Below are 15,019 nucleotides of genomic sequence, written 5' to 3' on the forward strand. Positions count from 1 at the left end.
CAAAATTCTTTGTCAGGCGCAAGGTCTTCGATCAGAGCAAGACGCAACATGAGGTAATGGTTATTCCCTTTTCGATGGGTGCAACGCAGCACTGGTTTTCGACCTTGCGCCCCGTAGGGCAAGGGAAATTGTGCCAATCTGCGTTGTTATAAAATCTCGATGTAGAATAACTAACCTTCAATTTTATGCCTAGCATCTCAGCACAATTTTCCTTGCTGACTTTGCATCTTGAAGTATCATGGGTATATACCCAAATTACTTGTAGATGCAGCACTCAACAAGACGATAAATAATAATATTTCAGGCATCGGAACAGATCTTATTTGTCACATAAATCAGCATACTCAGGTATACTGCCGCTTTTTCAAAGAAAGAGTGATCGAATGCAAATAACACTTGCCCCGATGGAGGGCGTAATGGATCACCAGATGCGCCAATTGTTAACGGCAATTGGTGGTTATGATCTCTGCATTACCGAATTTATTCGCGTCATTGATTTGCAGCTTCCGGCAAAAGTATACCACCGTCATAGCCCGGAACTGTATAACGACAGTAAAACCGCCTCCGGCACCCCGGTACGCATTCAATTATTAGGTCAGAATCCGGACTGTTTAGCCGCAAATGCACATAAAGCCATTAGTATCGGCTCCGATGGTATTGATCTTAATTTTGGTTGCCCTGCAAAAACAGTGAATAAAAACAAAGGGGGCGCGGTGTTATTAAAATCACCGGAAGCCTTATATGAAATTGTAACGGCAGTGCGTAAAGCCGTGCCCGAATTTAAAACTCTCAGCGTTAAAATACGACTGGGGTATGAGGATAAATCCCTCGCCATTGAAAATGCGCAGGCGATCCAAGCCGCAGGTGCTGATGAACTTGCCGTGCATGCCCGCACTAAGGCGGAAGGTTACCGCCCCCCCGCCCACTGGCATTGGATAGCTAAAATTAAAAATGCGATCACTATTCCTGTGACAGCTAATGGGGATATTTTCTCCGTAGATGATGCCAAGCGTTGCATGGAAATAACCGGTTGTGAGCGATTAATGATCGGCCGGGGAGCCCTTGCAACACCCAACTTAGCACAGGCGATTAAAGGATTTGAATCCCCCAATGGCTGGTTCGAAATTTTGAATATACTGGAAAAATATATGTTTGTTCAAACTCACGGCGATCAGGAAAAATATTTACCCAGCCGCATTAAACAATGGTTAATATTTATAAAAGCACAACACCCGCAGGCAGCTATTTTCCTGCAGCAGGTGCGGATCATTAAAACCACTCGAGAGATGTTAGCGGCGATCAATCAAGAGCAGTTAAGAGTTAGATAATAAACACGGCTTTATTAAGCAGCAAAGCCGTTCAGAATCCAAACTACTGAACGGCTATTATTAAGCGCTTAGCGGTTGTAACCTCGCAACTCACAGTGTTTCTATTTAATAAAACGACGTACTAATAATACCGGCAGTGCGAAAATCCATAACCAGAAACTGGCAGCACCTTGGCGCTCATAGGAACTATCCACACCTTTTAACAGTGCAGAATCCCAGCAATTCGGGCTGAAATCGGGTGAACTAACGGCGCTATTACGGGTTAATTTTAACATTATTTCCGTCGCATTGGTTTCATTATAATAATCCGTATCTGTTGGATATTCCAGACCTTCCGCTAATACCGTACCATTATCATTAATAACTCTGGCACTGCGGATTTTGTAGTATGGGGAGGTAACAATACCATCACCATCTTCACTGCAAATCAGATCATTAATAAACCAGCTTTTATCGGTATTACTGTTATATAAAAATGCAGATTGACTACGAGGACTGCCGCCATTAACGGAATGGGTTTGATCATAATCATCGGCTTTACCGACAATAAAACCCGATTCATTGATATCATACGCTCGGCTATTAGCACCGGTTTTAGCGCTGCTCTCACCATCCTGCTCAGTCGATAATACTTTTTTATCTTTCAATGGAAAACTAATGCTGTCTTGATCAATATCATAGACAAAAAATTCAGTGGCTTTATTAACCGCTTGTGGCACATTATATTCCCGGTTACCTAGAACAGTGTTAGTGTCCGTAATAGCGATAGCCCAGGTATTGTATAGCGTATCCCCTTGATCACCTGCGCTTTCAATCTCGCGAGCAGCCTCGGTTAATTCAGTCGGCGCGTCATAGCTACCGTCACCAAAACCAGAAGGCATATTATCCGTACTCGGTGTCATAATAATCGCACGTTGGCGACCACCTGTTGCGCTACTGCTTGCATATTCAAAAGTGGACACACCGACAGCAATACCGGCTGCATTAATATCCAATGCACTGGCACTGTAAGTTACATTCGAACTATTATTATCTGCATTATCATCAAGCCACTGCGTTGCCAGTGCAAAACCACTGATATCCTGAGTCGTATCACTTAAACCCGTCACCTCCCAAGCCCAGGCCTGAGTATCAAAACCGGGACAGTTAACGAGTTCATTAATAGTCGAAATTTCATCGGATGTATCACTGAAATAACAGTTATTAAAATATTCAGGACTATCTTGAGCGTAAGAGACGCTGGAAGCACCTACTACAAAGGTTTTTGTCACATTATTAAAGGTAACTTCTTTAATCTTATAAGCACTGCTGAAACCACCATTAGTATCAAAGTCAGGTAATAATGAAGTAACAGCGCCACTGTTCTGGTCTTTTATAAATGCACGTCGGACAAAATCCCGTTCATAAGAGTCAGAATCATAATAATAAGGAGCTGATGAATAACCAACAACAAATTGATCATTGTTACTGTCAATAATAACATCGGTTACCTTGACATCAGTACTGCCTGTACTATCCGCATCATAAGGCAATTGCTGACCTGTATCGGAGTCATCAACTACAATATTAGCCATCATATAACTGCTATATAAACTATCTTGCGCATCGGATTGCGCATTACGCCAAACCTGAGCAGCATTATAATAACTTAAATGACCGGCGGTTTTTGAACCATAAAACGCAAATTCACAAAAACCGGTGTCATATTGACAATCCCGGTTAAAGGTAAAGGGCAGCCCAAGATCCACATCGATCGACAAGTAGGACTTCATCGAATAGGTGCCGATAAAAGTACCATCGACCGAAATAGCCGAAGGATAGGCGCCATAGCTCGCCCCTTCTGCATAGACATCAATTTTTTCAACGCTATAAAAAGCAGTCTCAGCCGGAAGTGCCCAACCATTAGCCGATAATAATAACGCTACGCCGGTCAGGGGTAGTTTATATCTCATTTAACTATTTTCTCCATTTTGCAATTCTTCTAGCTCTTCCCAGCGCATAAAGGTTTTTTCAAAGCGCTCTTCTGCCTGGGCAAGTTGTGCTAAAAAGGTATCCGCTTCGCTTTTATCTTTGTTAAAAAATTCAGGCGTATTGATAGTTGCCTGTAAACTTTCTACTTTTTCTTCCAGCTCTTCGAGTAAACGCGGTAAACCATCCAGCTCAAGTTGTAATTTATAGGATAATTTTTTCTTAGCGACCACTTTTACAGGGGCTTTGTCTTTTTTAGCCGACGCTTTAACGTCGTTAACTACAGCTTCAGCGGGTGCTTCGCTTTGCGTTTTATGGCGCATAGCGTCACTATAACCACCGACGAACTGTTGTACGTTACCGTTGCCATCAAAAAACCAGGTATTAGTCACGGTATTATCAACAAAACTACGGTCATGACTGACCAATAATAAAGTACCCTTATAATTGGCTAACAGCTCTTCTAATAACTCCAGCGTTTCGACATCAAGATCATTGGTAGGTTCATCAAGAATTAATAAATTACTGGGTTTTAAAAATATTTTAGCCAGTAACAGACGGTTTTTCTCACCACCTGATAACGCTTTTACCGGTGTTCTGGCGCGCTCGGGGTGGAATAAGAAGTCTTGTAAATAACCTAAAACATGGCGTTTAATGCCATTCACTTCCACTTCCTGCTTACCTTCCGCCAGGTTATCCATTACCGATTTTTCAGGATTCAATTCACCCCGGTATTGGTCAAAGTAGGCCACTTCAAGCTTAGTGCCGCACTTGATTTCGCCTGCATCGGGCTGTAATTGGTTGAGTAATAATTTTAACAGGGTACTCTTACCACAGCCGTTTCTACCGACTAATGCAATTTTGTCTCCACGCATAATAGCGCAGGAGAAATCACGAACGATGCATAACTCATCATAACTGTAAGCCACATGCTCGGCTTCGAAAATAATTTTCCCGGAACGTGTACCGGCATCAATATTGATTTTCGCTTTGCCCATCACATTTTGACGATCGGCGCGTTCATTACGCAATGATTTAAGCACACGAACACGGCCTTCATTACGAGTACGACGGGCTTTGATACCCTGACGGATCCACTTTTCTTCAATCGCCAATTTACGATCGAATTCAGAATTCTGCTCTTCTTCAACGCGTAATGCTTCTTCTTTAGCAATTAAATACTCATCGTAACCGCCCGGCCAGGAGCTTAAATTACCACGGTCAATATCAATAATACGTGTTGATAAACGGCGAATAAATTCCCTATCATGGCTGATAAAGATAATCGCGCCCTGAAAACTGAGCAAAAATTCTTCTAACCACTCGATAGTACCAACGTCGAGGTGATTGGTCGGCTCATCAAGTAACAACAGGTCAGGATCATTGACTAATGCTTTTGCTAAAGCGACTTTGCGTAACCACCCTCCGGATAACTGATCCAGAGTTGACTCGGGGTCGATAGCTAAACGATCTAATATTTGATTTATTTTACTGTCTAACTGCCAGGCATCCAGCTGATCGATTTGCTCCTGCAGCCTTTGCAGTTTATTTAACTGCTTTTCACTGCAGTCTTCTGCAATAACATGCAGTTGGTGATGGTATGCTTTTAATATTTCACCCGCATTTTCCATACCGGAAGCCACAAAATCATAAGCACTTAGCGTACTTGCGGTAGGTGGATCCTGCTCTAAACGTGCCACTTTGACATCGGTATTGATCAATAAGGTGCCATCTTCAAGTTGAATACGACCGTCTAATACTTTTAATAGGGTTGACTTACCTGCGCCATTACGCCCAACCAAACAAACTCGTTCATTAGGTTCAATAACCAGGTTGGATTTATTTAATAATGGGTGCTCACCAAAGGCGAGCTCTGCGTTGTGTAACGTTAATAATGCCAATTAAATACTCTTTTTAATTAAATATGAAGGTTAATAAAATCGTTTAACTGCTGTAAATCAAATGGCCAGTTAAGCGTATTCCCGTTGTCACTTTCAATAACGGGAATACTATAACCATATAGACTCACTAACTGCGGGTCATCGATAATATCGACTTTTGAATATGAGACAGACGTCTGCTGCAATAATCGCTGTGCATCATCACACAAATGGCAGCCGTCCGTAAAATATAATAAAAAATGCTTATGCGCCATTTGTTATCTTAATCAGTATGCTTGGTTAAAATCCAGCACTGATGAATTTTTTTATTGCGTCTAAAGTCTTCCGGTATAGAGGACTGGCTGATATCTTTAACGTAAAAACCCAATGCTTTAATCGCATCAACATCTAATTTAAAGCCACGTTTATTATTTGAGAAAATAATTTCACCCTGAGCATTTAAACGCTCACTGGCAGAAGTTAACAGTGCAACATGATCCTCCTGCACGTCAAACACATCACTCATACGTTTGGAATTTGAGAAGGTTGGCGGATCGATAAAAATAAGATCATACATCTCATGGGCATGCTGCAGCCATTTGATACAGTCCTGCTGGATAAACTCATGTTTGCCTTTAATGCCGTTTTCTACAAAGTTATCTTCGCCCCAGGCAAGATAAGTCTTAGACATATCAACACTGGTGGTGGATTTAGCGCCACCCAGTGCAGCATGCACAGACGCGGTTGCCGTATAACAAAACAGATTTAAAAAATCTTTGTCTTTAGCCATTTTGCCAATCAGCAAACGGGTTGGACGATGATCTAAAAACAGGCCAGTATCCAAATAATCCTGTAAATTAACCAGCAGTTTAGCCTGTCCTTCATGGACAACTAATGACTGTTTTTTGGTGTCCAGTTTCTCATATTGCTGACGCCCTTTCTGACGTTCACGTACTTTAATGACCAGTTTATCATCGGGCAGGTTTAATACGTAGCGTACCGTTGAGACAACATCTAGAAAGCGGCGACGTACTTTTTGGGTCTCAATCTCTTTCGGAGCGCGGTATTCTTGAATAATGATATATTCAGCGTAACGGTCAATGGCGACATTATATTCAGGTAAATCGGCATCATATAAGCGATAACATTCAACCCCTTCACGTTTTGCCCATTTTTCCAGTTGTTTTAGGTTTTTAAGTAAACGGTTAGCAAATTCTTCAGCATAAATCGCCGGTTTGATTTGTTGAACTTCTTTAAAAACAAGCTCAGACTCACTGTCTTCTGCGGCTTCAGTTACACTTTCATTTTGACCCATGGTCCAGGGATTGATAGGCTCAGAAGTTTCACTGTTTTTCTTAGTCTTAACCGCAGGTGCTGCTGGCGTGACAGGTTCAACTATTTCGGCGCTACGTTTTGGCGAAATACGGTAATTCTTAAGCACACACTCAATCGGGCCATTAAAGAATTTAAAACTTTTACCCGCACGCATGCCTAAACAACTTAACAGTTCAGTATCCATGGCAAACATAGATAAATTCCAACCGGCAAAAGCATCTTTAAAATGATAACCAAGCTCAGTATAAAGCGTGATGGTATCACTGAAACTGCCTAAACGTTCTCCGTAGGGAGGGTTAGTGATTAGCATCCCGGTTTCCAGCTCTTCGGGTGGTAGTACTTTTTTAGCATCGGTCACAGAAAATTCAATGACTTCAGCAACCCCTGCCCGTTGTGCATTTTTGCGCGCAATTTCAATCATATCTTTGCTTAAATCAGACCCGTAAAAACGTGTTTCACACTGATTAACTGCGCGGCGGCCATACACTTGTGCAGATGTTTTAAGGGTTTGCCAGCATTCCTGATCGTGTTTTTTCCACTTTTCAAAACCAAAGGTTTCACGCAATGAGCCCGGTGCGATATTTAACGCCATCATGGCCGCTTCTATCACTAAAGTACCTGAGCCACACATTGGGTCTAAAAGGGCTTCACCCTGCCAACCACTGCGTTTAATAATACCGGCTGCTAAGGTCTCACGCAGTGGCGCTTCACCTGCGATAGTACGGTAACCACGAAGGTGCAGCGGCGAACCTGAAAGGTCTAAATAAATAGTCGCCTTGTCTTTCCATAAACGGCCGTTAAAACGAATATCAGCATCGCGTTTTTGCACATTTGGGCGCTCATCAAAGTGCTTACGGAAACGATCCACAATCGCATCTTTAATTTTTAACGCACCAAACTGAGTATTACGAATTTCATCGTTGGTACCGGAAAAATCGATAGAGAAAGTTTTATCAACATCAAAATGCGTTTCCCAGGGAATATTACTGCAGCCTAAATACAGATCCATTGAATCTAACACTTTGAATTCAGAAAGTTTTAACAATACTCGGCTGGCAAAACGAGACCATAAACAAACTTTATACCCTTGCTCTAAGGTGCCCTCGAATTTCACGCCACCATTCATTTGTTGCGGATTTTCAATACCCATCTCTTTTAGCTCAACTTCAAGCAGAGGGGCCAACCCTTTAGCGGTAGGGATAAAATAACTTAACATATAGGATCTCACGGTGTAATAGGAAAATAAAATGGGACGTATTGTACCCTTAAAATTCGATTATCCCAACATAATTAATAACGGCTGATGGCGGTCGGCTGTTAGCTGTCGAGCTGTCGAGCTGTCGAGCTGTCGAGCTTCGAGCTTCGAGCTTCGAGCTGTCGAGCTTCGAGCTTCGAGCTTCGAGCTTCGAGCTTCGAGCTTCGAGCTTCGAGCTTCGAGCTGTCGGCTGTCGGCTGTCGGCTGACAGCTGAAGACTGACGGCTGACAACTGAAGACTGACGGCTGACGGCTGACGGCTGACGGCCGAAGTCTGACAGCTAGTTTTTGATTGCTCTGATGGCCAGTGACAGAGAGTTGACCGTAGTGGCGGCATCGGCGCTGGGATTGTTAAAATAGTTACTTATTATTTTGCTTATAATATTTTGCAAATGACTGGTGCTGGCTAAGTTTTGGGTAAAAGAAGGGACCAATTGTCCATTATTAAAATCAGTAAAAGATTTATGCGCACATTGATTCAATTGATCCATATTGATGCCCTGTCTCACTGGAATTGAACCTTTTGCGAGATTAAATTCAGCTTGAAATTTTTCGCTTAATAAGATGTCGATAAAGCTGCGTTGTATTTCCCGGGAATTTTTTCTGCCGTTTTTTTCAAAAAAAACAAAACTGTCGATGTTGTAACTGAAAAGCCCTTTACTTTCAGGAACATCTATACAGATATAATCCACCATGGCTTTTTTCCCCTGGGTATTCCACATCCCCATTGCCCAGTCTCCCATAAACTGCATACCGGCCTGATTATTGCTTATAAGTTGGCTCGCCTGATACCAATCTTTACCACGCATACTACTGTCCGTGTATTGATATAAACGTTTAAATTGCTCAAACACATGGATCATTTCCGCTGACGTTAACAGCGCTTCATTATACTCAACAAAGGCTTGTTTATACTTTTCCGGCCCTAATAAAGACAAAGCCATCGATTCAAATAGCAGCGCATCCTGCCAGGCGGTGCCACCATGGGCGATAGCGATATAACCTGCAGCCTGTATTTTATTCGCAGTGGCGAAAAAACCCTGCCATGTTGTCGGCAAAGGGAGATCGAGCTCATCAAAAATGGCTTTATTAAGCCACAGCCAATTAACGCGATGAATATTAACCGGGACAGCCATATATTGCCCATCAAAGGTCACCGTCTCGCGGACTATTTTGGGGAGAAAATCGGGCCATGTGCTGGTATCTGCTATCTTACCAATGTTTTCAAGCATGCCTATTTTTGCCCATTCACCAATATCCGGACCTTTAATATGTGCTACATCGGGAGGATTCCCCGAAAGTGCCCGCATTTGCAATACCCGCACAGCACTTTCACCGCCAGCCCCCACAATGGCAAAATTATTCCATTTTATATTCTGCTCAAGTAATGCATCTTCAAGTATGCCTTGTGCTTCAGCTTCTCCTTTAGCTGTCCACCAGTGAAGCACCTCGACTTCTGCCGCATGAACATTGACAAAGCCTAAAAGAGCAGCCAGTAACATTAAATATTTGCTCACAGTATCCTGCTTTATCATAAATTAGACTTGTAAATTCTAGGTAAAGTGATGATCACCTCCAAACCACCCTGATCCCGATTAATAAGATGCAGCTGACCGTTATGTGCATTAATAATATTACGCGCAATGCCGAGTCCAAGACCATGGCCTTGCTGGTCATAATGTAAACGGCGATAGGGGGTGAATATATTCTTAAGTTCTTTAACCGGAATACCCGGACCATTATCTTGAATTAAAATCTGCAAATTTTCATCACTGTCAATAAGATAAACCTTTACTGACTGACCATACTTAACCCCATTATCTATTAAGTTAGAAAAACAGCGTTTTAACGCCAGAGGCTTACCGCGATAAAGTTCAATTTCCCCGCTGATAATCTCTATCTTATCGGGTTGTGAACTGCTGATCTGCTCTAATAATTTCAGCACGTCAACTGACTGGATATTTTCATGTATATCGGTATCTTTGACCGTTTGTAATGCCCCCTTAACCAACATTTCTAAATCGTCTAAATCGTGATTAAAGGCGACTATCTGTTTTTCATTATCCAGTAATTCCACGCGCAATCGTAACCGGGTAATAGGGGTTTTTAAATCATGAGAAATAGAGCGGAATAACACTTCGCGATCTTGAATATAACGTTGTAATTTTTGCTGCATGCGATTAAATGCGCGTGTCGCCGTCACTATTTCAGAAGCCCCCTCTTCTTTAAGGGGTTTCTGAAATAAATCAATACTCATTTCAGACACCGCCAGGGCCAGTTGTTTTAGGGGCCGGGTTTGCCTAAAAAAGAATAAAGAGATGAAGATAAGTAAAATAAAGGTAGTAAAAACCAGCGTAATGACCTGTTGCGTTGATATAATTGAGTTTTGTGACAGCAGATAAGGGGGAGGTAAAATAGCCGCCAGATAAAGCCATTCATTCGCAGCCATTTCCACCTGCATCACTAAAACCGGTGGTTTAACGGAAGGAATTATCAAAGAATAAGCCCCCCAGGAAGGCGGCAAATTTTTTAATAAAACATCATTTTTTAGAACATGTAAGTCATCGGGATGGGAAAATTCTATGTGCAATTTTTTTTCCGTTGAAATTCGTCGCCTGAGCACATCCTTAACGGTTTTTATAATCTCACTTTTTAACTCGCTGTCCGCTATCGGACTGATATTGATAAGCTCACTGTTTAATGACACAAAAAAACGGCTACCGCCTAAATCTCGAAGTTGCTGTAACGCCAGATAACGATATTGCAGGGGCAAATCTTGAAAAAATGAAACCGTGCTTAAGGCATTTTCAGCCAAATTATTGGCATTCAGCAGCAGCGATTTTTCTTCACTTTCGGCAAACTGGTTTACCCAAAAAAAACTGCTCATCGCTTGTGCGACGATAACCGATAAAACGGTCAGCAATAACATTCGGGAAACTAATGATCTGAATAATAAGCGCAAATAAACCATCATAATCCTGTATTGCTAAAAATATTAATTGTTTTCATTAACATCGGCGATAAAAACGTATCCGGCACCGCGTATCGTTTTTATGATTTTTGGTGATTTAGCATCATCCTTTAAACACTGACGCAGGCGGCTAACATGGACATCAATACCCCGCTCGTTGGCAAAAGCATCCCGACCATGCAGTGCCTGGCAAATTTGATCTCGTGAAATGGCGCTATTGGCATTGTCTAAAAACAGGGTAAGTAATTGAAAATCTGCACCGGTTAATGATAGCTCATGTTTATTTTCATCTATTAGAAGATGCTGTTTAGTATCAAGCTTCCAGTTTGAAAACAATAAATAGCGCGCCTTGGCAGTGGGCTGACTTTCTTCGCTGGCAAACTGTGTCCGCCTTAATAAAGCTTTAATACGTGCCAGTAATTCTCGAGGGCTAAAGGGTTTGGCTATATAATCATCGGCACCAATTTCCAGACCTAACACACGATCCATTTCATCGGAGTTAGCGGTTAACATAATAATCGGCACATGCGACGTCTGCCGGATTCGTTGGCAAAGGATAAAACCGTCGTCACCGGGCAACATGATATCCAGTATGATTAAATCGGGCTGATAGACTAATAGTTGTTTACCCATTTCCAGGCCGTCTTCCGCGGTGATCACATCAAAGTTATTCTTTGATAAATATTCCGCTAACAATTCACGTATTGCCTGGTCATCATCTATCACTAAAACTTGCTTATTATTGGTCACATCTATTACCTTTAAAAACAGAAATCCACAAACTCATTATCCGCAGGATGTTAACGGAATCCTTTTTCAGTTAATAGCCGCGCCAGTAATTAATGACAAAATAAGTAAGGCACTCAGCATAACATTTTTAAATGTGAGAAGAATATCTCAAAAAACATGCCTGCAACGATTCACTTTTTCCTTCAAAAATTTAATTTTACGCTTAATTTAAAGATTAAAATCAATCTCTAACAAAAAAAAAGAGAAATACCCTGTTTTTTACACTTGCCAGCAAAAAAAACGATGATAAAATGCGCGCCCTAACACGTAGAACAATCTATTTCTGCGGGTTTTAACACAACATTCACAGCAGCTTAAAATAATAATAGGAGCGTCATTAAATGTATCGATCAATCTCACTTAACCACGCTGCAGCCCTATTTTTTATTGGTTATGCTGTTTGTAACGCTTCATACCATACTTATTTAAACTCTCTCACTGAACCGTGAGTTAATCGCTTAATCCTCTGTATCACCCTCATTTTTCTAAAAGTAAGTAGAATCACTTTGACTCCATTTTATGGAGTACTTTAAAATATTTAAGGATCTCGTTATGCAAAACGTCCTGAATTTGACGCCTGAAACACATTTATCCAACGATCAAGAAATCCCCCTAGTAAGCGAATTATATAATTTAACACCTGACAATGTGCTTTTAAGCCAAGAACATTATGAATCAGAAGTGCGTTCATATTCGCGTCGTTTGCCGCTGGCGATCAACAAAAGTCGAGGCGCTATTATTGAAGATACCAAAGGGCAAGTTTATTTAGATTGCCTTGCGGGAGCCGGGACTTTGGCGCTTGGACACAACCATTTTGAAATCAACCAAGTGATGATAGAACAACTCAATCAAGGTGTGCCTTATCAAACGCTGGATATTACGACCCCGGCGAAAGATAAATTCATTAAATCTGTCATGCAGTTTTTACCCCCTAATTTTGCTGAAAATGCGCGTATTCAATTTTGCGGCCCTTCTGGGGCAGATGCCATAGAAGCCTCGATTAAACTTGCAAAACTTTATACTAAGCGTAATACCATGATTTCTTTCCATGGTGCTTACCACGGCATGACCAATGGCGCATTATCATTGACCGGTAATCTGGGGGCTAAAAAACGCCGTAGCGGATTAATGTCCGATGTACACTTTTTCCCTTTCCCATACAGTTTACGTTGTACCTTTGGCCTGGGCGGGATGGAAGGTGCTAAACAGAGCATTCGTTATATAGAGTCGGTCTTAAGTGATGATGAAAGTGGCATTACTAAACCCGCCGCTATTATTGTTGAACCTATTCAGGGGGAAGGCGGAGTAAACCCTGCGCCGGCTTTCTGGTTACAGGAACTGCGCCGTATTACCACTGAACAGGGAATTTTATTAATCTTTGATGAAATTCAGTGCGGTATCGGTCGTTCTGGAGACAATTTTGCTTTTGAAGAGTCCGGTATTGAACCTGATATTCTGGTCTTATCCAAAGCGATTGGCGGCGGCATGCCCATGTCAGTTATTTTGTACAACAAAAAATTTGACTGCTGGAACGCAGGTGAACATACGGGTACTTTCCGTGGCAATCAGTTAGCCATGGCAAGCGGCGCTAAAACACTGGAAATTATCCAACGTGATAACCTCACCGACAATGCCAAACAACGCGGTGAACAGTTACGCGCTTTATTATGCGCCATTCAAACTGAAACAGATTGTATTGCCGAAGTACGCGGGCGCGGCTTAATGTGCGGCATAGAAATAGTTAAAGCAGGTGAATTTAACACTCTGGGCCATCCGGTACACGATCCCGCACGTGCAGCACTGATTCAACGTGCCGCGTTAGAGCGTGGTTTAATCATTGAAAAAGGCGGCCGACAAGGCGCTGTATTACGCTTTTTACCGCCCCTGATTATCAGTGAAACACAAATCAACTTTGTTGCTGACACCGTTAAAGCGGCCATTATAGCCACCCAGGATGACGTCATTGATGCAGCCTAATTCAACCTGGTCAAAGCACTTTATTCAGATTGCCGGCAGCAGCAACGAGGCTTTTGCATTAGCCAGTCAGCAAACACTGGATAATATAAACAGCCTGTTTGCGCAGTGCACTAAACCTTATTCAGGTTTGGCACCGGATTTGCTAAAAGAAGCAATCTACAACTGCAATTTAGATAAGGTTGAACCGCTGCAGCAGGTTATTGAGCAAACCAATGATCTGATAGCTAAAAATTCAATCATGGTACAACACCCGCATTGTATTGCGCACCTTCATACCCCGCCGTTAATCTCGTCGGTGGTCGCTGAATTTTATATTGCGGCATTGAATCAATCGATGGACTCTTGGGATCAGGCATCTGCCGCGACTTATCTAGAGCAGTTTATTATCGATTGGCTGCTTAAAACCTATGCGCTGGGTGAGGCTGCTGATGGTGTTTTCACCAGCGGCGGCACGCAAAGCAATTTGATGGGTTTATTATTGGCACGGGACTGGTTTGCAGATAAACATTCCGGTCATAATATTCAGCAGGATGGTTTACCTGATTACGGTAATAAATTACGCATTATCTGTTCGAATAAAAGCCATTTCACTATTCAAAAATCCGCATCATTAATGGGTCTTGGGGAACGTTCGGTGGTGTGCATTAAAACCAATGTTCAGGGACAGATGGATACTGACCATTTGCAGACTACTATTGAGGATCTGCTGGCGCAGGGATTATTGCCGATGGCGGTCGTTGCCACCGCAGGCACAACGGATCATGGCGCCATTGATGATTTACAGGAAATTGTGAAGATCAGCCGCCATTTCGGTCTGTGGTGCCATGTCGACGGAGCCTATGGCGGCGCATTAATGCTCAGTCAAAAACATAAATCACGTCTGCTAGGGATGGAATCAGCCGATTCCGTGAGTGTCGACTTTCATAAACTCTTCTATCAAACTATTAGTTGCGGCGCTTTATTAATTAAAGATAAAACACACTTTAAAAGTCTTCTCCATCATGCCGATTACCTTAACCGGGAAGGCGATGATCTGCCTAACCTGGTTGATAAAAGTATCGCCACCACCAAACGTTTTGATGCATTAAAAATGTTTATGACCTTAAAAGGGGTAGGTGCTAAGACCTTGGGTGAAATGTACGATAAGTTAATTGAACTCACCCAGGCGGTGGCAAAATCCGTGCAGCAGAACAGCCACTTTGAGCTCTGTTGTGAGCCTTTATTATCAACGGTTTTATTTCGCTTAAGCCCCCAATATCAGGGTGTATTAACGCTTAATGAGTTTAATCAGTTACAGCAAAAATTACGTTTGCAATTATTAACCTGTGGCGATGCCGTGATTGCCGAAACCAAGGTTGACGGCAAACTTTATCTTAAATTTACACTCTTAAACCCCTGTTTAACATTAGACGATTTTGACGATTTGTTTGAAAAAATCGAAGCGCATGCACAACAATTAATTAATCACTAACTTAAAAAACAATAGGTTATAGCCAGAACATTCAATCAGTGGATT

The 15,019-nt window shown here is 42.1% G+C and carries 10 protein-coding genes; 3 read left to right on the plus strand and 7 right to left on the minus strand.

Annotated elements, in window-relative coordinates; genetic code table 11:
• The first annotated feature begins 383 nt into the window (after positions 1 to 383).
• Positions 384 to 1,328, plus strand: a complete 945-nt coding sequence (locus tag CXF72_RS16765; protein ID WP_101040777.1) for a tRNA-dihydrouridine synthase — start codon at positions 384 to 386, stop codon at positions 1,326 to 1,328.
• A gap of 101 nt (positions 1,329 to 1,429) precedes the next feature.
• Here CXF72_RS16765 and CXF72_RS16770 read toward each other — a convergent pair whose 3' ends face one another.
• The 7 genes from CXF72_RS16770 to CXF72_RS16805 all read right to left on the minus strand — a co-directional run bounded on the left by CXF72_RS16770 (position 1,430) and on the right by CXF72_RS16805 (position 11,487).
• Entirely contained in the window at positions 1,430 to 3,280 is a 1,851-nt protein-coding gene (locus CXF72_RS16770; RefSeq protein ID WP_101040779.1) for a DUF3466 family protein, read from the minus strand.
• Entirely contained in the window at positions 3,281 to 5,197 is a 1,917-nt protein-coding gene (gene uup / locus CXF72_RS16775; protein ID WP_101040781.1) for an ATP-binding cassette ATPase Uup, read from the minus strand.
• Positions 5,198 to 5,214: 17 nt separating this feature from the next.
• Positions 5,215 to 5,451 (minus strand): glutaredoxin family protein, encoded by a 237-nt coding sequence (locus CXF72_RS16780; protein ID WP_101040783.1) that lies wholly within the window; start codon positions 5,449 to 5,451, stop codon positions 5,215 to 5,217.
• 8 nt (positions 5,452 to 5,459) lie between these two features.
• A complete protein-coding gene (gene rlmKL, locus CXF72_RS16785) occupies positions 5,460 to 7,727 on the minus strand; it encodes a bifunctional 23S rRNA (guanine(2069)-N(7))-methyltransferase RlmK/23S rRNA (guanine(2445)-N(2))-methyltransferase RlmL (protein ID WP_101040785.1) in 2,268 nt (755 codons plus the stop codon).
• Between the two features lie 320 nt (positions 7,728 to 8,047).
• The gene (locus tag CXF72_RS16795; protein WP_232785012.1) at positions 8,048 to 9,283 is read right to left on the minus strand and encodes an ABC transporter substrate-binding protein; all 1,236 of its coding nucleotides are present in this window, start codon (positions 9,281 to 9,283) and stop codon (positions 8,048 to 8,050) included.
• A 14-nt stretch (positions 9,284 to 9,297) separates the two neighbouring features.
• A complete protein-coding gene (locus CXF72_RS16800; RefSeq protein WP_101040789.1) occupies positions 9,298 to 10,740 on the minus strand; it encodes an ATP-binding protein in 1,443 nt (480 codons plus the stop codon).
• A 21-nt stretch (positions 10,741 to 10,761) separates the two neighbouring features.
• Positions 10,762 to 11,487: a response regulator gene (locus CXF72_RS16805; protein WP_101040791.1), complete on the minus strand. Its 726-nt coding sequence runs from the start codon at positions 11,485 to 11,487 to the stop codon at positions 10,762 to 10,764.
• 591 nt (positions 11,488 to 12,078) lie between these two features.
• Between CXF72_RS16805 and CXF72_RS19635 the strand changes: the two genes are divergently transcribed.
• Both CXF72_RS19635 and CXF72_RS19640 read left to right on the plus strand, forming a co-directional pair.
• A complete protein-coding gene (locus CXF72_RS19635; protein WP_198552637.1) occupies positions 12,079 to 13,503 on the plus strand; it encodes a diaminobutyrate--2-oxoglutarate transaminase family protein in 1,425 nt (474 codons plus the stop codon).
• On the plus strand, positions 13,493 to 14,974 hold the full coding sequence (locus CXF72_RS19640; RefSeq protein WP_198552641.1) for a pyridoxal phosphate-dependent decarboxylase family protein: 1,482 nt from the start codon (positions 13,493 to 13,495) through the stop codon (positions 14,972 to 14,974). Before CXF72_RS19635 ends, CXF72_RS19640 begins: the two co-directional genes overlap by 11 nt.
• Positions 14,975 to 15,019 lie beyond the last annotated feature (45 nt).

The sequence above is a fragment of the Psychromonas sp. MB-3u-54 genome, from assembly GCF_002836415.1.
In the GTDB taxonomy this organism is placed as follows: domain Bacteria; phylum Pseudomonadota; class Gammaproteobacteria; order Enterobacterales; family Psychromonadaceae; genus Psychromonas.

What these genes read in the sequence shown, in the direction of transcription:
- CXF72_RS19635 (WP_198552637.1), top strand. Translation starts at nt 12,079, where the DNA reads ATGCAAAACGTCCTGAATTTGACGCCTGAAACACATTTATCCAACGAT.
- CXF72_RS16780 (WP_101040783.1), bottom strand. Translation starts at nt 5,451, where the DNA reads ATGGCGCATAAGCATTTTTTATTATATTTTACGGACGGCTGCCATTTG.
- CXF72_RS16770 (WP_101040779.1), bottom strand. Translation starts at nt 3,280, where the DNA reads ATGAGATATAAACTACCCCTGACCGGCGTAGCGTTATTATTATCGGCT.
- rlmKL (WP_101040785.1), bottom strand. Translation starts at nt 7,727, where the DNA reads ATGTTAAGTTATTTTATCCCTACCGCTAAAGGGTTGGCCCCTCTGCTT.
- CXF72_RS16765 (WP_101040777.1), top strand. Translation starts at nt 384, where the DNA reads ATGCAAATAACACTTGCCCCGATGGAGGGCGTAATGGATCACCAGATG.
- CXF72_RS19640 (WP_198552641.1), top strand. Translation starts at nt 13,493, where the DNA reads ATGCAGCCTAATTCAACCTGGTCAAAGCACTTTATTCAGATTGCCGGC.
- CXF72_RS16800 (WP_101040789.1), bottom strand. Translation starts at nt 10,740, where the DNA reads ATGATGGTTTATTTGCGCTTATTATTCAGATCATTAGTTTCCCGAATG.